19 protein-coding genes and 1 pseudogene are annotated in these 21623 nt (G+C 73.8%); 9 read left to right on the forward strand and 11 right to left on the reverse strand.

The window, feature by feature from the left end; translation table 11 throughout:
- Positions 1–89: 89 nt before the first annotated feature.
- Together F0L17_RS01955 and F0L17_RS01960 are read right to left on the reverse strand one after the other, a co-directional pair.
- Complete coding sequence (locus F0L17_RS01955; protein ID WP_155069533.1) at positions 90–1934, reverse strand: calcineurin-like phosphoesterase C-terminal domain-containing protein; 1845 nt, start codon at positions 1932–1934, stop codon at positions 90–92.
- 312 nt (positions 1935–2246) lie between these two features.
- Positions 2247–3545, reverse strand: coding sequence for an alpha/beta fold hydrolase (locus tag F0L17_RS01960; RefSeq protein WP_338017916.1), 1299 nt, complete (start codon positions 3543–3545; stop codon positions 2247–2249).
- A 534-nt stretch (positions 3546–4079) separates the two neighbouring features.
- On the opposite strand from F0L17_RS01960, the gene F0L17_RS28230 reads away from it, so the two are divergent.
- Positions 4080–5384 carry a GDSL-type esterase/lipase family protein gene (locus F0L17_RS28230; RefSeq protein ID WP_202917828.1) on the forward strand — a complete coding sequence of 435 codons (1305 nt, stop codon included), beginning with the start codon at positions 4080–4082 and terminating at the stop codon, positions 5382–5384.
- Positions 5385–5429: 45 nt separating this feature from the next.
- On the opposite strand, the gene F0L17_RS01970 is transcribed toward F0L17_RS28230, so the two are convergent.
- Complete coding sequence (locus tag F0L17_RS01970) at positions 5430–6239, reverse strand: SDR family oxidoreductase (RefSeq protein WP_162465667.1); 810 nt, start codon at positions 6237–6239, stop codon at positions 5430–5432.
- A 182-nt stretch (positions 6240–6421) separates the two neighbouring features.
- Between F0L17_RS01970 and F0L17_RS01975 the strand changes: the two genes are divergently transcribed.
- The 5 genes and pseudogenes from F0L17_RS01975 to F0L17_RS01995 all read left to right on the forward strand — a co-directional run bounded on the left by F0L17_RS01975 (position 6422) and on the right by F0L17_RS01995 (position 10352).
- On the forward strand, positions 6422–6793 hold the full coding sequence (locus F0L17_RS01975; RefSeq protein ID WP_155069537.1) for a VOC family protein: 372 nt from the start codon (positions 6422–6424) through the stop codon (positions 6791–6793).
- A 30-nt stretch (positions 6794–6823) separates the two neighbouring features.
- A pseudogene (locus F0L17_RS28235) lies at positions 6824–7233 on the forward strand (helix-turn-helix domain-containing protein); the annotation flags it as partial.
- A 326-nt stretch (positions 7234–7559) separates the two neighbouring features.
- The gene (locus tag F0L17_RS01985; RefSeq protein ID WP_162465668.1) at positions 7560–8363 is read left to right on the forward strand and encodes an SDR family oxidoreductase; all 804 of its coding nucleotides are present in this window, start codon (positions 7560–7562) and stop codon (positions 8361–8363) included.
- A 118-nt stretch (positions 8364–8481) separates the two neighbouring features.
- Entirely contained in the window at positions 8482–8661 is a 180-nt protein-coding gene (locus tag F0L17_RS01990; protein ID WP_155069540.1) for a hypothetical protein, read from the forward strand.
- Between the two features lie 200 nt (positions 8662–8861).
- Complete coding sequence (locus F0L17_RS01995; protein WP_155069542.1) at positions 8862–10352, forward strand: MFS transporter; 1491 nt, start codon at positions 8862–8864, stop codon at positions 10350–10352.
- A gap of 84 nt (positions 10353–10436) precedes the next feature.
- Here F0L17_RS01995 and F0L17_RS02000 read toward each other — a convergent pair whose 3' ends face one another.
- The 3 genes from F0L17_RS02000 to F0L17_RS02010 form a co-directional block, all read right to left on the reverse strand.
- Complete coding sequence (locus F0L17_RS02000) at positions 10437–11417, reverse strand: TIGR03557 family F420-dependent LLM class oxidoreductase (protein WP_155069545.1); 981 nt, start codon at positions 11415–11417, stop codon at positions 10437–10439.
- A 236-nt stretch (positions 11418–11653) separates the two neighbouring features.
- Positions 11654–12109, reverse strand: a complete 456-nt coding sequence (locus F0L17_RS02005) for a tellurite resistance TerB family protein (RefSeq protein WP_155069547.1) — start codon at positions 12107–12109, stop codon at positions 11654–11656.
- Positions 12110–12710: 601 nt separating this feature from the next.
- Entirely contained in the window at positions 12711–13430 is a 720-nt protein-coding gene (locus F0L17_RS02010; protein ID WP_202917829.1) for a TetR/AcrR family transcriptional regulator, read from the reverse strand.
- Positions 13431–13566: 136 nt separating this feature from the next.
- Here F0L17_RS02010 and F0L17_RS02015 point away from each other — a divergent pair, with 136 nt between their 5' ends.
- Positions 13567–14775, forward strand: coding sequence for a cytochrome P450 family protein (locus tag F0L17_RS02015; RefSeq protein ID WP_338017917.1), 1209 nt, complete (start codon positions 13567–13569; stop codon positions 14773–14775).
- Between the two features lie 7 nt (positions 14776–14782).
- On the opposite strand, the gene F0L17_RS02020 is transcribed toward F0L17_RS02015, so the two are convergent.
- The 3 genes from F0L17_RS02020 to F0L17_RS02030 all read right to left on the reverse strand — a co-directional run bounded on the left by F0L17_RS02020 (position 14783) and on the right by F0L17_RS02030 (position 17259).
- Positions 14783–15352 (reverse strand): tyrosine-type recombinase/integrase, encoded by a 570-nt coding sequence (locus tag F0L17_RS02020; RefSeq protein WP_155069551.1) that lies wholly within the window; start codon positions 15350–15352, stop codon positions 14783–14785.
- Between the two features lie 155 nt (positions 15353–15507).
- A complete protein-coding gene (locus F0L17_RS02025; RefSeq protein ID WP_338017918.1) occupies positions 15508–16164 on the reverse strand; it encodes a helix-turn-helix domain-containing protein in 657 nt (218 codons plus the stop codon).
- A 48-nt stretch (positions 16165–16212) separates the two neighbouring features.
- Positions 16213–17259, reverse strand: a complete 1047-nt coding sequence (locus F0L17_RS02030) for an NAD(P)-dependent alcohol dehydrogenase (RefSeq protein ID WP_155073028.1) — start codon at positions 17257–17259, stop codon at positions 16213–16215.
- A 186-nt stretch (positions 17260–17445) separates the two neighbouring features.
- On the opposite strand from F0L17_RS02030, the gene F0L17_RS02035 reads away from it, so the two are divergent.
- A complete protein-coding gene (locus F0L17_RS02035) occupies positions 17446–17745 on the forward strand; it encodes a metal-sensing transcriptional repressor (RefSeq protein ID WP_162465669.1) in 300 nt (99 codons plus the stop codon).
- Between the two features lie 49 nt (positions 17746–17794).
- Here F0L17_RS02035 and F0L17_RS02040 read toward each other — a convergent pair whose 3' ends face one another.
- Both F0L17_RS02040 and F0L17_RS02045 read right to left on the reverse strand, forming a co-directional pair.
- Complete coding sequence (locus F0L17_RS02040; protein ID WP_162465670.1) at positions 17795–19162, reverse strand: rhodanese-like domain-containing protein; 1368 nt, start codon at positions 19160–19162, stop codon at positions 17795–17797.
- 139 nt (positions 19163–19301) lie between these two features.
- Positions 19302–20477 (reverse strand): lactonase family protein, encoded by a 1176-nt coding sequence (locus F0L17_RS02045; RefSeq protein WP_155069553.1) that lies wholly within the window; start codon positions 20475–20477, stop codon positions 19302–19304.
- 247 nt (positions 20478–20724) lie between these two features.
- On the opposite strand from F0L17_RS02045, the gene F0L17_RS02050 reads away from it, so the two are divergent.
- A complete protein-coding gene (locus tag F0L17_RS02050) occupies positions 20725–21594 on the forward strand; it encodes a hypothetical protein (protein ID WP_155069556.1) in 870 nt (289 codons plus the stop codon).
- The last annotated feature ends 29 nt before the right edge of the window (positions 21595–21623 follow it).

Consider the following 21623-nt stretch of genomic DNA (forward strand, 5'->3'; position numbering starts at 1 on the left):
CGCCGCCGCGCCCGCGTTCGGCCCCCGGACCCTGCCGGGCTCCGGGGGCCGAACGCTTTCCCGTCGTCGCGGGGCCGGGGCGCCGTCGGTCAGCGCTTCTCGACCACCGTGAACCGCAGCGTCTCGGTGAAGGTGCGGCCGTGGGAGTCGGTCGCGGTCACCTTGGCGCGGTGGGTTCCCGCCGCCAGGTCGGAGGGGAGTTCGAACCGCCACAGGTGCATGGTGCGGTCGGCCACGCTGCCGCCGTTGACCAACTGCTGGGCGACCGCGTGCGGGTCGGACCACTCCGGGCCGATCAGCTGGTCCTCACCGCGGGCCCGCTGGGTGCGCACGGCCTCGCGCGCCCGACCGCCGTCGATGCGGACCTTCACCTTCGATCCGGTGGAACCCATCCAGAAGTTCGTGGTCAGCCAGGTGGTGCCGGCCAGGTCGTCCCGGCTGACCACGTGGGGGTCGCCCAGTTCGGGAGCCTCGCCCCGCCTGTCCTTGTTCCAGGCCTGACGGTCGGCGTACCACTGCCGGTAGGTGGGCGAGTTGACGCCGAGCTGCATCTGGACGTCGTCCTTCTCGCCGGTGACGGTGAAGCGCTCCTTGAAGGAGTTGCCCTCGATGTCCAGGGTCAGGACGCCCGGGCGGGCGCCGTCACGGCCGACGGCGACCGGGTAGCCCTCGTCCGTCAGCTTCCCGGAGTACCAGTCGCCGGAGATGGCGCCGGCGGTGATGTGGGGGAAGGGCAGTCCCTCGACGCCGAAGAGGTCGCGCCAGCCCTTGAACAGGTCGCCGGTCTTCATGTTCTCGATCGAGTGGGTGTGTCCGGCCACCGAGACGGCCCTGCGCCCCTCCAGCAGGTCGTAGATCTCGCGGACCTGGTCGACCTGGTGGCGGATGCTCCCCTCGTCGGCGAAGGTCAGCAGCGGGATGTGCCCGGCCACGACGATCAGCTTGTTCGAGGGGACCTTCGCCAGGTCCCGCTCCAGCCAGTCCAGTTGCCTCTCGTCGAGGCGACCGTTGTAGGAGGGGTTGTTCTCCGGGTCGTTGCAGTTGGTGTGACGGCCGTCGGCGTTGTCGACGTCCGGGGTGCACGGGTAGCTCACGGTGTTGAGGGCGATGACGTGGGTTTGGCCGACGTCGTAGGAGTAGTACGCCGGGGCCAGCTGCGCCCGGAAGGTGTCGAAGGAGTGCTCGGCGCTCTTCGCGTCGAAGTCCAGGTCGTGGTTGCCGGGCAGGAAGCGCACCGGGCCGTTGAGTTCGGCGGTCAGCTCCTTGACGTCCGGGTACAGGGAGAGGTCGTCGCCCACCACGTCGCCGATGAACAGCGCGCCGCAGCCGGTGTGGTCGTGGCGCCGCGACAGGTCGGCGATGGCGCCGGCACGGGCGTAGCCGACCTCCTCCTTGTCGTAGGTCTGCAGGTCTCCGGCGATGACGCAGTGCTGCTCGCGGGAGGCGGTGGCCTTGCTCCTCACCAGCGGGAAGTTGACGGCCTTCGGCAGCGGTCCGGTGGGCTCGATGCCGCCGTAGCGCAGCTCGGGCGAACCGGCGGGCAGGTGGTTGTAGTGGAACTGGGCGACGTTGTGCTCGTCGACGGGCACCTGGTAGCCGGAGGGCTGGGTGACGAAGACCGTCATGTTGTCGTAGGCGGGCAGCCGGTAGCGGCCGTGACGGTCGGTGGTCACCACGTCGCGGCCGTTGGAGACCGTCACGCCGGCCAGGCCGCGCTCGCGCCGGTCGCTGCGGCTGTCGCGGTCGTGGTCGAGGAACACCCGGCCGGTGAGCATCCGCCGGTTGTCGTCGGCGTCCGCCGGGACGACCTCGACCTCGCCACGGTAGGCGTCGGTGTTCCAGTCGTGCCGGTCGTGCCGGTCGGCCTGTGCGGCGGGCGCGGCGACCGCGGTCTGCGTGGTCAGGGCGGTGAGCGTGGAACTCGCGATCGCCATCGCACCGAGCACCGCGAGCCCGGCGCGTACCGACCTGGACGAGGGGCGAGAGAGGGGCACTGCTCCTGACACCTCCATTGGTCTTTCGCTGACGTGCCGTCGTCCCCCCGCAGGGGGGCCGGACCGCGAACGGTCGGCGACCGTGACACTGACCGCCGGAACTGAACTGTGGGCGAGGAGCAGGCGAAGCGCCAGAGGACCGTGGGACTCCATCGGGGCCGAATGTCCGCAGGAGGGGCAGAAAGGACGCCGGGCGCGGCGGGGGACGCCCGACGGCCGGGCTCGGAACGGGCGTCCGCGCGCGGGTCCGGGTCACACCTCGCCGCGGGTCATGGCCGACAGTCGGTCGTACACGCCGGGGTCCACCCGCACCCCGTCGTGGGCGTGCGCGTTGGTGATCCAGGGGCGCAGCCCGCGGACGTGCGCGGCGGTGCGCAGGGAGTGTTCCCGGTCGACGTACATGTCGTCGTGGTACACGGCGGCCACCACCGGCACCCGGTTGTCGGCGAGCCGGTCGAGGTCGTACAGCGGCGGCCAGTCGGTGCGCTCGGCGAGCAGGTGGGCGGCCTCCCGCAGCGGCACCAACGACGGGTCCTCCTCGAAGTGCCAGGGGTGGACCGTTTCGCCGGTGAGGTGGAGCGGCCCGCCCCGGGAGGCGTCGAAGGCGGGGAACTCCTCGCGCACCCGGTGGGCGGACCAGGCGGTGGGACGGCCGCCCTGGGCGTAGATGGCCTCGTGGAGGACGGCGTACAGGGGGTGCTCGGCGAAGGAGACGGCGGACTCCACGCCGCGCAGGAAGGTGTCGGAGAGCTCCGGTCCGCGCGCCCCCGGGACGAACGCGGTCTCCAGCAGGTAGTGGAGCCGGTCGAACGTCGAGGCGGCGCCGAGGGTGATGCCCAGGGTCTGGAAGCGGCGCACGGTGAGGCGCTCACCGGTGGGCATGCGCACGTCCCGCTCGGCCAGGTGGGCGGCGATCTCGTCCATCCGGCGCCGGTCGTCGGGGTAGCGCCCGACGTAGCGGGCGTTGTGGTCCAGGACACGGGCGTGGGCGGCGCGGTAGACGTCGTCGGCGTGCGCGGTCAGGGAGGGCAGGCCGCCGGTGACCATCGCCTTCTCCAGTCCCTCGGGCGCCAGGGAGAGGTAGGTCAGGACGCAGAAGCCGCCGAAGCTCTGGCCGAGCACCGTCCAGGGGCGGTCCTCCTCCCCGTCGGCGGCCAGGTGGCGGCGGAGCAGTTCGGCGTCGCGGACGATGGAGTCGGCGCGGAAGTGCGTCAGGTACTCGGCGGTGGCGGCGGCGTCGGGGTGGACGGCGAGGGTGTGCCGGTCGGCGGGGGTGCTGCGGCCGGTGCCGCGCTGGTCCATCAGGACGACGCGGTGGTCGCGCAGGGCCCGGCGGAGCCAGGCGCCGGGGGCGTCGGGCCGCTCGGCGCGGTGCCCGGGGCCGCCCTGGAGCCACAGCAGCCGGGGCAGGTCCTCGTCCTCGCGTCCCGCGGCGGTCACCTCGCGGGCGAACAGGGTGATCGCCTCGCCGTCCGGTCGGGTGTGGTCCAGGGGGACGTCGAGGGTGTGCTCGGTGACGGCGAACCCGCTGTGGCGGTAGGCGACGTTCACGGCGGGGGCTCCTCGTGCGGTGCGGGTGCGGGTGCGGATCGGGTGGGCGGGAGAGCGGAAGGAGGGGCCGGAGGGCCCCGCACCGCACCGTACGCGGCTTCCCCGTGGCTCCTCGGCTCCGCCCCCCCCCGTTCGGGTCCGACCGAACGGGTGACTCGGCGCGGCGGTCCCGCCGGGCGCGGGGGCGACGGCTCCCGGCCGCGTCGTGATCGCCCCGCGGTCGCCCGGGGCGTACGGCACGCCGCCCACCCGGCGCACGCCTGCCCGCACGGACACGTCGATGTCGGCTCGTCCCCGAACCGCGAACCGCACCGGCACCCGGGCGAGGCGGTGTTGACGGCGCACGGGAGCGCTCCTAGCGTGCGGAACACCGCTCGCGCCCGGCGGCACGCGCCGCACCGGCGATCCCCTGGCTCCTGCGCACATCGACGTCCGCGACGTCCGGTTTCCGTCCCGCACCAGCCGATCGAGAGGAACGTCGTGAGGTCCTCACCACGAGGTGGCAGAGCCCGTACCCACCCGAGCGTGTGGTTGGTGTCGCTCGTCGTCCTGCTCGTCTCCGCCGTGGCGGCCCCCGCCGTCGCCGCACCGGAGGGTGCCGCCGACGCCACGACGCCGCCCGGCCGCAGCGCCGTCTGGAGCGCGAGCCTCCAGGGCGTGCGCGGGACCTCGCCCGACCTGACGGTCCGCAACATCGCCCGGTCCTCGGTGGCGGCCTCCTCGTTGCGGGTGCGCGTCGGCAACCCCTACGGCGATCGCCCCGCGACGTTCCGCTCGGCGACGATCGGACTGCAACTGCGGGTCGGCGAGGCCGATCTCGTCCCCGGCTCCCTGCGCACCCTCACCTTCGAGGGCCGCCGGCAGGTCACCGTGCCCCCGGGCGGCCACGCCTACAGCGATCCGGTGCCGCTGCGCGTGGCGGCCCAACGGAACCTCGCGATCAGCCTGTACGCGCCGAACGCGCCGGTCAACGACCACTCCTTCCCGCCGCCCACACCGAATCCGCCCGCCAGTTTCCTCTCGCTGGACGGCGACCACACCCGTGACACCGGCGACGCCGCCTTCCCGGAGGAGGACCGGGGTCTGTCGGCCGAGCCGGGCTACCATCCGGGGCAGTTGTGGTGGGTGGAGGTCGTCGACGGCCGGACGGCCGCCGCGGGCACCATCGTGGCGCTGGGCGACTCCAACACCACCGGCCACGCGGCGACGGGAGGCGGCGACCGGTGGACCGACCTGCTGGCGCGACGGATCAACGCCCTGCCGCCGGGCCGGCAACTGGCCGTCGCCAACGCCGGGATCTCCGGCAACACCGTCAGCCGCCAGACCAACCCCTACGACCCCACCGGTCACTGCTGCGGCCCTCCGGCACCCGACCGGCTGGACCGCGACGCCCTCGACCTGGCCGGGGTGCGCCACCTGGTCCTGCTGGAGGGCACCAACGACCTCGGCGGCGGCGAGTTCGCACCGCCCGCGCCGGCCTCGCGGGTGATCGACGCCATGCGGGAGATCGTCCGGCGGGCCCACGCCCGCGGGGTGCGGGTCGTCGGCGCCACCCTGATGCCCATGTGCAACGCGGCCGGCGGCGCCAAGGAGGCCAACCGGCTGGCGGTGAACGACTTCGTCCGCACCGGCGGGCTGTTCGACGGCGTCGTCGACTTCGACGCCGCCGTCCGGGACCCGGCCGATCCGACCCGGATCCGCGCCGCCTACCGCTCCGACTGCTACCACCCCAACGCGGCCGGGCACGCGGCGATGGCCGAGGCCGTCGACCTGGCCCTGTTCGGGCTCGGCGGCACGGGCCTCCGGGACGACCGCCGGGGCGACCGTCCCGCCGCCTGATCCCCCGCGGTCCGGGCGTGACCGGCGGGCCGGCGTTCCGCCGTGTCAGGTGCGCAGGTGGGAGGCGCCGTTGAGGTCCAGCACCGTGCCCGAGCTCCACTCCGCCTGCGGGGACGCCAACCACAGCACCGCCGCCGCGACCTCCCGCGGTGTGGCGACCCGCCCGTAGGGGCTCTGGGCGCGGATCGCCTCGCCCTCGGGTCCGGTCAGGCGGTGGGCGACGCGCTCGGTCCCGATGAACCCCGGCGCCACGGAGGTGACGGCGATGCCGTGCGGGGCGAGGGCCACCGCGAGGGACTGGCCGAGCGCGTGCACCGCCGCCTTGGTGGCACCGTAGGCGGGGTGGTCGGGTTCGCCACGGAACGCGCCCCGAGAACCGATGTTGACGACGCGTCCCCCGGTGCCCTGGTCGATCATGTGGCGGGCGACGGCGTGGGTGAGGTTCGCGGTGCCCAGGAGGTTGACGTCCACGTGCCGCCGCCAGGCGGCACACCAGTCGGCGTGGGAGGTGTCGACGGGCGGGTGCGGGGTGTTGACCGCGGCGTTGTTCACCAGGACGTCCAGGCCGCCCAACGCCTCGGCGGCGGCATCCGCCAGTTCGGCGGTCCGACGGGGGTCGGCCAGGTCCGCGCCGAGCAGCACGTGGCCGTCGCCGGACAACCCCGCCAGCGTGGCCTCGGCGTCCTGTCGGCGGCTGTTGTGGTGGACGGCCACCCGGTCGCCGTTGGCGGCGAACGCCTCGGCCAGCGCCCGGCCCAGCCCCCGGGAGGCGCCGGTGACCAGCACGCGCCGTCCGGTGGCGGGGAACTTCGGAAGGTCGGCGGACGGTGTGCGGGCCTGCTCGGACTGCGGCACGGCGGGACTCCTCACGGTGGGCGGCACGGACGCCCTCACCCTAATCCGGGTGCGTGGACCGGACCCGTTCGGCGAGAACGCGCGGCATGACGGGCGACTGGTGCCGCATCAGGCAACGTTCGCCTCGTAGTTGGGGACGTGGTTCACGCCGTGGGTCCCTCTGTGTCTGCCAGAATCGGCGGATGCTGAGCATCGGAACGATCGTGATGGGAGCCGCTGATGTGCGGCGGGCCGCGGAGTTCTGGAGTCGGGCACTGGGCTATGTCCCGCGCGATGGTGAGGTGAAGGACGACTGGGCGGTACTGGTGCCGGCCGACGGCTCCGGTGCCGCACTGGCCCTCGACCTCAGTACCACGCCCGTGCAGGAACACCCGAGGATCCACCTCGACCTCTATGCCGGCGACGCCGCCGATCAGCAAGCCGAAGTGGCGCGACTGATTTCCCTGGGCGCTGAACGCGTCGACTGGGACTTCTATCCGGACGACGCCGACTTCGTCGTACTCGCCGACCCCGAGGGCAACCGCTTCTGCGTCATCGACACCAGTCACAGCTGACGGACACGGGGGGCTCGGACGGCGGAACGCGTGCGGGTGCGGAGAGATCGACGGCGACGAAGGGCGGCTGCTGCTGCGGATCGTCCGCCGCGGCATCGGGTCGGTGGTGACCTGGCGCCGAGCCCGGATGGTGCTGCTGTCCGTGCAGGGCATGGCGGTGGCGAAGATCGCTCAGGTCACGTTCACCAGCGCTGACCGGGTCCGGGATGTGATCCACAACTTCAACGCCGACGGCTTCGACTCCCTCTACCCGAAAGTACAAGGGCGGACGGCCGAAGACCTTCGCACTGCCCGAGCGCCGCGAGATCAAGAAGATCGCGAAGTCCAGGCCGGCCGAGCACGGACTGCCGTTCTCGGCCTGGAGCCTGACCAAACTGGCGGACTTCTTGGTCGCCGAGAGGGTGGTCGACGACATCGGCCACGAGGGCCTGCGCATGGTGTCGATCTTCGCACCGGGTGCCACCGTGTGGCCCGACCGGTTCCCCTGCCGGAGCCCGACCGCCGGCTCGCCCGTGTCGCACCCGCGCGACGCGCGACTTCCCGCGGGAGCGGGCCGCACGCGGTGTCCTGCCGTGGGCACGGCTGTGGCGCGAGGGCCACGGCGAAGTGTGGCGGCGCGACGCGGAGTACGTCGAGGAGCGCGAGCGGTCGTGGCTGGACGCGCTCCTCGACAACCGGGTCGGACGACCGCCGGGCCGCGGACGGCCGGGACGTCCGGTCCGACAATCCGGTTGCCGATCCGCCTCGGGGCGGGGACGCTTCCACCGTGATCGACACCGGACTGAACGGACGGATCGTGCTCGTCACCGGCGCCGGGGCGGGCATCGGAGCGGCCATCGCCCGCGCGTTCGCCGCGCAGGGGGCACGGGTGGCGGTGCACCACGTGGCGAACCGGGCCCCCGCCCCGGTCGGGGTGCGCTGGGAGCACGCCGCCCCGGACGCGGCGGCGGTCGACGCGCTGGTCTCGGAGTTGGGCGGGGCGGTGGCGGTCTCCGCCGACCTGGCCTCGCCCGACGCGGCGGCACGACTCTTCGACGAAGTGGTGGAACGGCTGGGACCGGTCGACGTCCTGGTGAACAACGCCGCGCACTGCGAGAGCCCGGACACCCTCGACGCCCTCACCGCCGAGGGGCTGGAGCGCCACTACCGGGTGAACTCCGTCGCACCGGCCCTGCTCACCGCCGAGTTGGCGCGCCGTGCGCGCGGACGGGACGCGGCGGGGGACGGGGACGGCACGCCCCCGTGCGTGGTGAACGTCTCCACCGACGCGGCGCGGGCCTTCCCCTCGCAGATCGGGTACGGCACCTCCAAGGCTGCGTTGGAGGCGTTCACTCGGGCCGCGGCGCTGGATCTGGCCGCCTCGGGGATCAGGGTCAACGCGGTGGCTCCGGGGCCGGTGCAGACGGGGTGGATCGAAGCGGACCGGATCGAGGAGGTGCGGGCGGTCGTCCCCATGGGGCGCGTCGGAGAACCGGAGGACATCGCCGACGCGGTGGTGTTCCTCGCCTCCCGGCAGGCCCGCTGGATCACCGGGCAGGTCCTCCAGGTGGCCGGGGGACACGCTCTGTGAGCCCACTCCCTCACCAATTGAGTCTTGGCTTGTCAACTTCCCTGCCGCTGGATATATAAGAGGCATCGGAATCGAACACTCTCGGTGGATCCGAAGGCTCCGGAAAGGAGAGACGTCGGTGGCCGCGATGGTGTGGCTGCTCATCCCGTTCATCACCGGCATAGGCGCCGTCACCTGGGCCGTGTACGCCCAACGTCCTCGCCGCGGCGACCTGTGGGACACCTCCACGCGCCATGCGCGCATGCGCGACGCACTCGGCCGCTCCCTCACCGAACGGAGCGGTCTCCAACCACGCTGACCGCGGCGGCCTTCGGTGGCGGCGGAGCGACACCGTCGCCACCGGGCCCCTTCTCCGGCCTCCTCCGGTCTCCCTCGGCCTCTCTCGACCTCCCCGGGCTCCGCCCCGCCCCACGGCCACGTGTGGATCACCCGCGGCAGGGAAATCGTGAGAAGCGCGCCGAGGCGCACCCCCTCGGCCCCACGCCGGAGGGAGTGGTGATGACGAGCGACAACCCCATGGACACGGCCGCCAAAACGGGCGCGGTCACGACGTCCGTACCGGCCCGACTCGACCGGCTGCCGTGGTCGCGCTGGCACTGGATGATCGTGATCGGTCTGGGCACGGTGTGGATTCTCGACGGCCTGGAGGTCACGGTCGTCGGCAACATCGCCGGACGGCTGGCGGAGGAAGGCAGTGGTCTGCCCATCACCTCCGCGCAGGTCACGGGCATCGCCGCCGCGCTCTACGTGGCGGGCGCCTGCTCGGGCGCCCTGTTCTTCGGATGGTTGACCGACCGCTACGGCCGCAAGAAGCTCTTCATCATCACGTTGGCCGTCTACCTGGGCGCCACCGCCCTGACCGCGCTGTCCTTCTCCAGTTGGTGGTTCTTCGCCTGCCGTTTCCTGACCGGCTTCGGCATCGGCGGTGAGTACGCCGCCATCAACTCCGCGATCGACGAGCTGATCCCGTCCAAGTACCGCGGCCGCATCGACCTGATCATCAACGGCAGCTTCTGGCTGGGCGCGGTGGGCGGTTCGCTGCTGTCCATCGTCATGCTGGACACCGACATCTTCGCCATCGACGTCGGCTGGCGGCTGACCTTCGCCCTCGGTGTCGTCTTCGGCCTGGCCATCCTGCTGGTGCGCCGCCACGTGCCCGAGAGCCCGCGCTGGCAGTTCATCCACGGACAGGGCGAGAAGGCCGAGGCGCTGGTGGACCGGGTCGAGGAGGAGATCCGCGAGGAGAAGGGCGTCGGGGAGCTCCCCCCACCCGCCGGCGAGATCACCATCCACACCCGCAGGAGCATCGGCTTCGGGCTGATCGCCCGCACGGTCTTCTCCCACTACCGCAAGCGCGCCGTCCTGGGGCTGTCGCTCTTCATCGGCCAGGCGTTCCTCTACAACGCCATCACCTTCGGCTTCGGCGCCATCCTGACCACGTTCTTCGCCGTGCCGACCGGCTCGACCGGCTACTACTTCGCCGTCATCGCCGTCGGCAACTTCTTCGGCCCGCTGCTGTTGGGGCGGTTCTTCGACACCGTGGGCCGCCGTCCCATGATCTCCGGCACCTACATCCTCTCCGGGCTGCTGTTGTTCGGCACCGCGTGGCTGTTCGGCAACGGCCATCTGACGGCCACCACGCTCACGGCGTGCTGGTGCGTGGTGCTGTTCTTCGCCTCGGCCGGGGCCAGCTCGGCGTATCTGACGGTCAGCGAGGTCTTCCCGATGGAGACCCGGGCGATGGCGATCGCCTTCTTCTACGCCATCGGCACGGCCGCGGGCGGCATCAGCGGTCCGCTGATCTTCGCCAAGCTCACCGAGTCCGGTGTGGTCGCCGACACCGTGCTGGCCTTCCGGATCGGCGCGTCCCTGATGACCCTGGCCGGTCTGGTGGCGTTCTTCCTCGCCGTGCGGGCCGAGCGGCGGTCGCTGGAGGACATCGCGGTGCCGCTGTCGGCGCAGTTGTCGCAGGCTCCGGGCGAGCGCTGACCGCCGGCGCGGAAGCCGGGGCGAAGGCGCGGGATCGGGAGGTTCCCGGTCCCGCGCCTTCCGTCCCGCCGTGTGGTCGTCCGCTCAGGAGCCGCCTCCGCCCGCCGGTTCCAGGGCCCGGAGCCGACCGTCCAGTTCTCCGGAGTAGAAGTCCAGGAACCCGTCGGGGTCCGGCCCGGCGTTCATCAGCACCAGCCGGTCGAAACCCGCGTCGGCGTACTGCCGAGCCATCTCCACGTACCGCTCCGGATCGGAGCCGCAGGCGAAGTTCTCCAGCATGTCCTCCTCCCGGACGGTGGTGGTGGCCGCCGCGAAGTTGACGGGGTTGGGCAGTTCGCTCATGACCTTCCAGCCGGTCACCGCCCACCGCGTGGTCTCCAGGGCGGCCCGTGCCGCGGTGCGCTCGTCGGGTGCCCAGGCCGTGGGCACCTCGGCGTAGCCGGGACCGCTGCCGCCGGCCTCCCGGTAGTGCCGCACGATCTCCGGCTTCGGCTCGGTGGCGAACAGTCCGTCGCCCAGTTCGGCGGCGATCCGCGCCGAGGGCGGGCCGCTGGCGGCCACCGCGATCGGCGGCGGCTCGTCGGGGAGGTCGAAGACCCTGGCGTCCTCCAACCGCAGGTGCTTGCCCTCGTAGGAACGGTAGCCGCCGCGCCACAGCAGCCGGATGATCTCCAGCGCCTCGCGGAACATCTCGTGGCGCAGGCTCACGTCGGGGAAACCACGGCCGACGACGTGCTCGTTGAGGCGCTCACCGGAGCCGACGCCCAACACGAACCGCCCTTCGGAGACCAGGGCGAGCGTCGCCGCGGCCTGGGCGATGATCGCCGGGTGGTAGCGCACGGTGGGGCAGGTCACACCGGTCGCCAGACCGATGCGTTCGGTCTTCGCGGCGATGGTGCCCAGGACCGTCCAGGCGAACGGCGAGTGGCCCTGGTTGTCCAGCCACGGGTGGTAGTGGTCGCTGATCTCCACGAAGTCGAAACCGGCCCGCTCCGCGAGCACCGCCTGCCGGACGAGTTCGGCGGGGCCGAACGCCTCCGCCGCCAGTTTGTAGCCGATCTGCATCTGTTCCTCGCTGCCCGTTCCACTGTTCCGGCGGGTTTCCGCCGCTCGCCGTGGAGTGCCCGGCGCGAACAAGGTGAAACGGGGTGCTCGGGAGGTTCGCGGGCCGCGGGCGCGGGGACACCCGGTCGGAGGGCGGTGGACGCCGCGCCGCTCCGCCGCCCCGCGGGCGGCCGTACGGGTGGCGGACCGGAACCGCCGCCCCGCACGGCCGTGGAGTCACCCGGAACGGAGCGCGCTCACAGGTCGAACTCGTGGGGCGGCAGGTCGAGCGCCTGGCAGGCCTCGCCGACGACGGACCGCTCCATGAGGTCGAAGTGGCCGTCCGCGCCACCGATGACGATGCCGATCCGGATGACGGCGCGGGCCTCGACGGGTTTCCTCCGTGCCTTGGATATCTCCCGCAGGGCCTCGGCCCTGGCGAGGTCGAAGTCGGCCACGAGCCGGTCCAGCCAGCCTTCGAAGCGCTCCAGCAGCTCGTCGGCGGGAAAGTTGGCCAGCACCTCGTTGTGTTCGATGAGATAGGCGACGCGGCGCCGTTCGGCCGGATCGACCTGTCCGTCCGCCGCCGCGACGAGAGCGCACATCGCCATGCTCGCGTCGCGGAAGGCACCGCTTCTGAGTTCGTTCCTCCGCTCCTCCAACTGCGCCTGCATCGTCTGTGCGGATTCCTTGAGGCGGTCCCACAGGGCCATGAGCACACTCCGTACGTCGCCGGGTCCGAACCGCGCGCTGCCGTCCGGACCGTCCTCTGACGGGGCGACAACAGCCGAGCGCGGCCGTTCCGCGCCTTCTTCCGCCCCGTCAGAAGGATAGAAGTCGATCACCGTCCGTGGTGACGTCCCGCTCCGCGGAAGTGCCCCCGCCCTTTGCCGACTCGGCCGCCCGAGCGGGTGGAGGGGGACTCGTTCGACTTTCCCCCGTCCGACGGGTGTGAGTCGTGGACGAGCGGGCACCCGCTGGACACGGCCGCGCCAGCGATGTCCCCCTCCCCCTCGTCGTCGGCGCGGCCTTCGCGTCGCCCGGAGTCTCCGCCGGAACACCCGACCGTCCCGCCCCGGCCCACCGTCGGGACGGAGGAACGGCGGGGAGACCGCGGAGGGGGATCGCTTCCTCCCGGTCCGGCCGCCCCCTTCCGAGGTGGCGCGCCGCTCCGGACCGGTGGCACACGAGGGCCGCCCGCCCCCACCACCGGGACGGGCGACCGTGTGGGCATTGCAGCAATGAACCGGTTTAGCCGTCAACCCCTCGCCCGGCCTCCTCTCGCCGCGCCTCCTGCAGCGCTCCCCCGCCGCGCTACCGACCCGCCGCTCCCCGCCGCCCCGGCATCGCCGGCCCCAACTCCCGGAGGATTTCCTCCAGTTGACCGAAGTCCACCGGCGGCACGGGCAGCGGGCGGGCGGCCTCGGCCCGCAGACCGTCCAACAGCAGGGCCAGGTACCGGCGCCAGGAGCCGGGCACGACGGCGGCGGACGCCGGTACCACCCTGCCCAGTGCGGCCAGGGCGAACAGCAGGTCCTCGGCGGTGACGTCCGGTCGCACCGTCCCGTGTTCCTGGGCGCGACGGAGGAGGATGCCGACGGTCTCGTGGTTGTGGGCCCGCAGCGCCTCCAGGGACGGCGTTCCCTCCACTCCCGTGGTCATCAGGTCGTTGGCGCCCCGGTCGGCGGCCAGCCCCTCGAAGACCGACTCCAGGTAGGACGTCAGGCCCTCCCACGGGTCCTCGCTGCGCCGCGCCTCCTCGCTCGCCCGCAGCGTCCCGGTCAGCGTGTCGTGGAAGACCGCCTCGACGAGGGCGCCGCGCGTCGGGAAGTGCCGGTAGAGGGTGGCGTTGCCGACGCCGGCTCGGCGGGCGATGTCGTCCAGGGGCGCGTCGACGCCCTGCTCGGCGTAGACCGCGCGGGCGGCCGCGATCAACGCCTCCCGGTTGCGCCGCGCGTCCCGCCGCAGCGGCGCGGCCCCGGCCGCCGCGCTCCCGCCGCCCCCACCGTTCCCGACGCCCCTGCCGCTCTCCATGCGGGGCACCCTAGCAGGAACCGTGGAACGCTCCCCGGATGAGTGCTACGGTCGCTCCGAACCAGAACGGGGAGTATTCCCCGTTTGTGGCGCGCACCTGCCCGGCACGCCCGTCCCAAGCATCCCGAGGAGCCCCGTGACCACACCCGCCTTCGACCGATCGGCCCCGCCCGGCGCGGACTACGCCACCGACCCCCACGCCGTCCACGCGGCGCTGCGCGAACGGGGGCCGGTCCACCACCTGCCCACCACCGACGCGCGGAGCGCCTGGGTCGTCGTCGGCCACGACGCCGTCAGGGCGGCCCTGACCGACCCCCGGCTGAGCAACGACATACGCCACTCCTCCCACCGGGAGGACGACGGCGGCCACGCCGTCGGACGGAACATGCTCCAGACCGACCCGCCCCACCACACCCGGCTGCGTCGCCTGGTCGCGCGCGAGTTCACCGGCCGGCGGGTGGCGGCCCTGCGGCCCCGCGTCCGGCGGATCGCCGACGAACTGCTGGACGCCATCCCGCCGTCGGGCCGCACCGACCTGGTCGCCTCCTACGCCACGCCGCTGCCCGTCACCGTCATCTGCGAACTCCTGGGCGTTCCCGAAGCCGACCGGGACTCCTTCCACCGCTGGTCGGACGCCGTGGTCCGCCCCGACGACCCGCGAGCCGCCGACGCCGCCTCGCGCACCATGGCCGACCACCTCGCCGCGCTCGTCGAGCACAAGCGCCGCGCACCGGGCGACGACCTCGTCGACGCCCTGATCCTCGCCGCGGACCGGGAGGAGGACGGACTCACCCCCGAGGAACTGCTCGGCATGGTCTTCCTGCTGCTGGTGGCCGGACACGAGACGACCGTCAACCTCATCGCCGGTGCGATCTGCGCCCTGCTGCTCCACCCCTCACAGATGGCCGCCCTCCGCGCCGACCCCTCCCTCCTCGCCGGGGCCGTCGAGGAGGCGCTCCGCCACGACGGCCCCGTCGTCACCTCGGCCCACCGCTTCACGGCCGAGCCGGTGGAGATCGGGGGCACCACCGTCCCCGCCGGGGAGACCGTGCTCGCCGTCCTGGCCTCCGCCTCCCGCGACCCCCTCCGCTTCCCCGACCCCGACCGCTTCGACATCCGCCGTGACGCCCGCGGACACTCGGCCTTCGGCCACGGCGTCCACCACTGTCCGGGCGCGCCGCTCGCCCGCATGGAGACCGCCGTCGCCCTGGAGGTCCTGCTGCGGCGCTGCCCCGACCTCGAGCTCGACGTCGAACCGGGTGAGCTCGTGTGGCACACCGGGATGCTGCGCGGGCTCCGCCGTCTTCCCGTGCGGTACACCGCACGCCCGACTCCCGGTCCCTGAGCGCCTCTCAGGACCCGGCGGTGGTCCAGGCCCTGCGCAGTTGCTCGAAGCGCGTGGGCAGGGGAGGCCGCCTGCCGGCGTACGCGGCGTTGGTGCGGTACACGAACCGACGCCAGGAGAGCACCAGTCCCTGCCGGGTGATGGGCAGTCCGGCCGCGACGGTGACCCCGTTGTCGTGCGTGTGGTGCACCGTCAGCAGCAACGCCTCGGGCGGCGACCCCTCCAACTCCGCGCAGAGGTCGGCGCGGACGTCCAGCCAGCGGCGCAGCACCAACACCGTGCCCGCGTCGAGTCCGTGGCGGCGGGGCGTGCGGTGCTTGCCGTGCTCGACGTCCACCCAGCGGGCCCCCAGGTCCATCGACCGCACCGTGCAGCGCAGCAGGTCCCCGTAGCGCGCGCCGGTGGCGCGGGCCAGCCCCACCACCACCGCCAGCCGCACCGTCTCCGGCTTGGCGCCCTCCTCCATCGCCCGGGAGGCCAGCGTCCGCCACACCCACTCGGCCTCCTCCGGCGACACGGTCGGTCTGGGGTACCGCCTCCCGTTGTCGGGGCCGGTCGTTCCGGTCTCCGCCGCCATTCCCTCCTCCGCCCGTTCCCTCTCGCCCTGTGTGGTCGCTTGGCACATTATTTCCAGTCGAGTCGCCCTGTCCACTCGCCGGCCCCCGTCCCGCCGAGTCGCTCGGCGGGACGGGGGCCGGTCGCCGTGGGCCTCGGCGCGGGTTCGGTACGGACTCAGTCGGTGTGGACGCGGTGGCCCGTGACGCGGTCGGCGCGGACGAGCACCCACATGTCGCGTTCGCCGTCCACCCAGGGCCTGCCGGGCGCCTCGGCGGTCAGGCGGGCGCTCTCCGCTTCCCCGCCGGGCCGGGCCGGGCCGACGACCTGCACGCTCCACCCCCACCGGAAGCTCTCGTCCACGTTGTCCACCTCGAAGGCCACCTCGTGCCCCACGGCTTCCGCCGAGGTCGCGCCGGGCGCGGTGCGGTAGGCGATGTCGTCGCCCGTGACCAGGTAGCTCACCGGGACGATGGAGGGTCCCGCGGAGGTGGTGACCGCGACGCGCCCCACGCCGTGGGTGGCGAGCAGCGCCCGGCACTCGTCCTCGTCGAGGTCGGTGAAGCGCGGCCGGAGCGCCTCCTGCCCCCACCCCGACGGGAGGACGCCGCCGCGCAACCAGTCGACGGAGGTCTCCAGGGCCGCGGCGAGACCGAGGAGCCCGGGGCCGCTGGGGGAGGCGGGGTGATTCTCCAGGTACTCCAGGTAGCCGGGGGCCATGCCGGCGCGCGCGGCGGCCTCCTCGCGGGTGAGGCCCAACTGTTCGCGCCGCAGGGCCACGCGCCGACCGATGTCGCCGGGGTCCGCCGACTCGTGGTTCTCTCTCTCGGGCACGGGGGTCGTCTCCTTCCGTTGTCGTGGGTCCGGGCCGCTGGGGGCGGGTCAGCCGCCGGGGACCAGCACCGCCCGCCCCTCGACCCGGCCGTCGCGCAGGCGCTGGTACACCTCCAGGGCCTGCTCCAGGGGGTGGGTCTCCACGTGCGGGCGGATCCGTCCGGCCCGGGCGAGGGCGACGACCTCGGCGAGTTCGCCCCGGGTGCCCCAGTACGGGATCGCCACCGAGGCCTCGAAGGGAACGGCGCCGAACCGCACGGGGAGGGTGCCGCCCGCCAGGCCGACCACGGTGACGTCGGACTCCACGGCGGCGGCCGCGGCGGCGGTGGCCATGGTGGCGTCCGCGCCGACGCAGTCCAGCACCAAGGTGGCGCCCAGTCCGTCGGTGATCGAACGGATCCGTTCGGCTGCGCCCTCGCCCGCGGGCACCCGGTGGTCCGCGCCGGCTTCGGCGGCCAGGTCCAGTTTGTCCTCGGCCACGTCGACGGCGACGACCTCGGCGGGGGAGAGCGCCTTGAGCAGTTGGACGGCCATGTGGCCCAGGCCGCCGATCCCGATGACGACCGCCGCGGTACCGGGGACGAGTCGGTGCAGGGAGCGCTTGACGGCGTGGTAGGGGGTCAGCGCGGCGTCCGTGAGCGGGGCGGCGACGAGCTGGTCGAGGTCGCCGATCGGGACCAGCAGCCGGGGCGAGGGGACGATCATGTGGTGGGCCATGCCCCCGTCCGCGCCCAGTCCGCCCCCGGCCGCCCGGATCTCGCCGGCGCGCCGGCAGTAGTTCTCCGCGCCGCGGGCGCAGGCGGGGCAGATCCCGCAGCCCCAGGGTCCGTAGACCAGCACCGCGTCGCCCTCGTCCAGTCCCGGGCTCCGGGCGCCGGGTCCGAAGGCGCGCACCCGTCCGGAGGTCTCGTGGCCCAGGGTGAAGGGGAGGTCGTAGGGCACCGCTCCGGCGGGCCACTCCATGACGTGGAGGTCGGAGTGGCACACGCCCGCTCCGGCGACCTCGATCAGCACCTCACCCGGGCCCGGTTCCGGCACCGGCAGCCGCGTCACCTCGGGAGGCCGCTGCCAGGCGGTCATCCGTACCGCGGTCATCTCGGACATGCGCTTCTCCCGTTCCGTTCGTCTCCGGGAATCGTCCGCTTCCGCGGTACCCCCCACGGCGGGTGCGACACCACCGGACGGCGGGGCGCGGGACGACCGGGCAAAGGCGCCGGGGCAGGGCGCGGGCCGCGCGGAAGGACGGTTAAGGTACCCGACGGGGCAGGGAGAGGAGTTGCCGTGGAACTGGCGCTGGCGGCCGACGAACTCAGGACCGTGGTCAACCGGCTGCGCCGGGCGCAGGGCCAGATCGCCGGAGTGATCAGGATGATCGAGGAGGGCCGGGACTGCGAGGAGGTGGTCACGCAACTGGCCGCGGCCTCCCGGGCGCTGGACCGGGCCGGTTTCGCGGTCATCGCCACCGGCCTCCAACGCTGTCTGACCGAGGAGGAGGGGGACGGCGACTCCTCGGACGGCGGGACGGTCGACCGCGAGCGGATGCGCGCCCGGTTGGAGAAGCTCTTCCTCTCCCTGGCCTGAGCGCGGGCCCGGGACCGACCCGCCCGGGACACCGCCGGCCGGGCCCCGGTCAGGACCGTCGCACCACGGTCGGCCCGGCCCGCTCCGCGTTCCGGAAGAAGTCGTCGACGGCGACCACCTCCCGGCCGGCCGCGTCCAGCATCGAGGCGGCGATGGCCGCGCGCGTTCCACTGGCGCAGTGCACCCACACCTCCCCGTCGGGCACCTCGTCGAGGCGGCCGTGGAGGCGGTGGATCGGGATGTGCGCCGAGTCCGCGACGTGTCCCCCGGCGCGCTCGGAGTCGCGGCGCACGTCGAGCACCACCACCTCCTCGCCGCGCTCGCGCGCCCCGACCAGATCGGCGAAGGTCCCCCGGGGGAAGGAGCGCGGCGCCTCGCCGTCGCCGACCCAGTCGGCGGGGCCACCGGTGGCGGCCGCGGCGGGACGGTCGATGCCGACCCGGGCCAACTCCCGTTGGGCGTCGGCCAACTGCCGGGGCTCGGCGGCCAGCAGCGTGACCGGTTTGCCCCACGGGATCAGCCAGGCCAGGTAGGTGGCGAGTTTGCCGTCGGCCTCGAAGTTGAACGTCCCGGCCACGTGCCCCTCGGCGAACGCCGTCCGGTCGCGCAGGTCCACCACCCACTCCCCCGCCGCGAGCCGGGCGGCCACCTCCGCCGCGTCCGCGCGCCGGGGCGGGGTGAGGTCGATCGGCGCGGGGCCGGCGGCGTTGACCGGTCCCATGTGGGCGTAGTGGGCGGGGACGTCCTCCAGCCCGGCGAGCAGGTCGGCGACGAAGGTGTCCACGTCCTTGACCAGCGCGTCGTTGGCGCCGCGCTCCCTGCCGATGGTGGTGGCGTCGCCCTCGGAGGGGACGGAGGAGCAGAAACTGCCGAATCCGTGGGTGGGCAGCACGGGCACCTCGTCGGCCAGCTCCCGCGCCAGCCGGTGGGCGGACGCGTGCTGGGCACGGGCCAGTTCGCGCGTCAACCGCGGCTCGACCAGGTCCGGTCGTCCGACGGCACCGATCAGCAGCGAGCCGCCGGTGAGGACCGCCGCGGCGCGGCCGCCCTCCTCCAGCACGTAGGAGGTGTGGTGGGGGGTGTGGCCGGGGGTGGCCACCGCGCGCAGCACCAGCCCGTCGTCGATCTCCGTCCGGTCGCCGTCGGCCACCGGGACACGGGGGACGCGGACCCGGGCGTCGGCGGGCACCAGGTACTCCGCGCCGGTCAGACGGGCCAGTTCGGGGCCACCGGTCACGTAGTCGTTGTGCACGTGGGTCTCGACCACCAGGGCGATCCGCACCCCGCGCCGGGCGGCCGGGGCGAGCAGCCGGTCGATGTCCCGCGGCGGGTCCACGGCCACCGCGGTGGAGCGCCCTCCGGCCAGGTAGCCGCGGTTGCCCAACCCCGGGGTCTCCACGGTGTCGACGAAGAACACGGTGCCGCTCCCTTCCGGGCGGGGCCCGGACAGCGCCGCCCGTTTCCCGTTCCCTCGGCGGGTACCCGCCGAGGGAACGGGAAACGGGCACGCCGGGCGGCGTCGGAAAGACGGCGCCGCCCGGGTCCGTCCCCGCCCGTCAGGGCCGGGCGGGAGCGGGCAGCACGCACACCACTCCCGCGTACGGCAGCGGCTCGGCTCCCGGGGACAGAACACCGCTCCGCGGGTCCCGGCGCAGGACGGTGACCGTGCCGGAGTCCTGGTTGGCCGCGTACAGCAGGCGCTGGGTCGGATCGAGGGCGATGTGACGCGGGGACCTGCCTCCGCAGGGGTGGTGGGAGACGGGGCGCAGCCGGGCCGTGTCCAGGGGGTCGACGGCGAGGACGGCGATCAGATCGTGTCCTCGGTTGGAGGCGTACACGAACCTGCCGTCCGCCGAGACCAGCACCTCGGCGGCGGTGGTGCCCTCCGCCGAGGCGCCCTCCGGCAGGACGGGGACGGTGGCGACGGGGGTGAGGGTGCCGCGGTCCGGGTCGTAGGCACACGAGGTGAGGGTGGAGTCCAGCTCGCCCAGGACGTAGGCGGTGCGCCCGGAGGGGTGCAGGGCCAGGTGCCGGGGGCCGGATCCGGACGGCATGGGCACCCGGGTGCCCTCGTCCAGCCGTCCGCGTCGGGGGTCGAAGCGGTGGACGTGGACGGAGTCGGTGCCCAGGTCGGCGGTGAGCAGCCGCCTCCCGGTGGGATCGGGCAGCACCATGTGGGCGTGGGGGCCCTCCTGCCGGTCGGGGTCGGGGCCGGAGCCGGTGTACCGCACCACCTGGGTGACCCCTTTCGGGGCCCCGTCGGGCCGCAGCGCCACGACGGCCACGGTGCCGGAGGTGTAGTTGGCGGTGAACAGATGGCGCCCGCCGGGGTGGAGGGCGAGGTGGCAGGGGTGCGCGCCGCCGCTGGGCGCCTTCCCCAGGAGACGGCGGAGGGTGCCGTCCGGGGCGAGCGCGTGGGCGACGACCCGTCCGTCGGTCGTCTCGTTGACGGCGTACAGGACGCGGCCGGTCGCCGACAGGGCCAGGAAGGAGGGGTCCGCCGCGGGGGTCACCTCCTCCACCCGGAGGGCGCCGGTGACCGGGTCCGCGCTCGCCGTGCCGATGCCGTGGGCGGTGTCGTCGCCGGTGTAGGCGCCCAGGTGGACCCTTGGTCGACGGCCGCCCGGGGTGGGACGCGCGGTGGCCGTGGGCGCCGACGCGAGACCTCCGGCCGCGGCGCCGAGCAGGGTGAGAGCCGTACGGCGGGTCGGGCGCCGCTGGTGGTCCGTCATCGTGTCCTCCGGGGGTGGGAGCGGTTCCACACGGTTGTCCGTACAGCATCACCGTCCGCGTCGCCCCGGGGAAGGGGCCCGCCCCACCGGGCCCTCCGGGACGCCCCGGCGACCGTCGCCGCTTGGGGTCTCGGGGGCCGTCGGGGAGGTGTGGCGGTACGGGTCCGGGTGGCGTAGGGTGCCCGACACCGTATGGGAGCGCTCCCATCCCCGGGGCGCGCCTCGGCGACTTCCGACGGAGACCTCCATGCGCCTGCTTCCCCGCGCCGCCCGGCGGCCGTCCTCCCGCCCGCTCGGCGCCCTCGCCCTGGCCGTCGTCACCGTGGTGACCGCCACCGGCGGCACCGCGCCCTCCTCCGACCGCCACGGCGGGCCCGGGGGCCGCGACGGGCACCCGCGCGGCTGCGCGGCCGGCGCCGCCCTGCTGTTCTGCGAGGACTTCGAGGACCTGCCGCGCGGCGCGGGCACCAGCCCGAACTGGGGCGTGGACACCCGACACGGGACACTGGCCGTCGAGGTCGACCGCGGGCGCGGCGGCAAGCACCGCCACAACCGGGTGCTGCGGTTGCGCACCGAGGGCAACGGACACGCCTTCGTGGAGGTGGACGACTTCGACGCCCCCGGCAACGGCTTCTTCGGTCGGATGCGGGTCCGCGTCGACGCCTTCCCCACCGTCCCGGACTGGGCCCACTTCACCCTGGTGGAGGCCGTCGGGCGTGGCGACGGCAGCGTGGTGCGGCCGATCGGCGGCCAGTACGTACCGACCGTGGGCGGCGGCGTCCCGTTGTGGGGCGTCGGCTCCGACGGCGGCCCCACGGGCGACTGGACCGACTGGCGCGAGTCCGCCCCGGCCGAGGCCGGCAGGTGGACGTGCCTGGAGTGGGAGCTGGACGCGAGCGACAACCGCGTCTCGGTCCGGATCGACGGCGAGCCCAAGCCCGACCTGACCGTCACCACCACCCGCCACGGTGGCAACCCCGTCGACTTCGTCCTCCCCGACGTCGACACCGTCCGCATCGGCCGGCAGCTCTACCAGGGGGACCCCACCCCCGACTCCTACGACCTGCTCCTGGACGACCTGGCACTGTCCACCGAGCGCGTCGGCTGCGACCGCTGAGGACCGCCCCGCCGGGCCGCCCGGACGGC

This window comes from Streptomyces taklimakanensis, from assembly GCF_009709575.1.
Taxonomy (GTDB): domain Bacteria; phylum Actinomycetota; class Actinomycetes; order Streptomycetales; family Streptomycetaceae; genus Streptomyces; species Streptomyces taklimakanensis.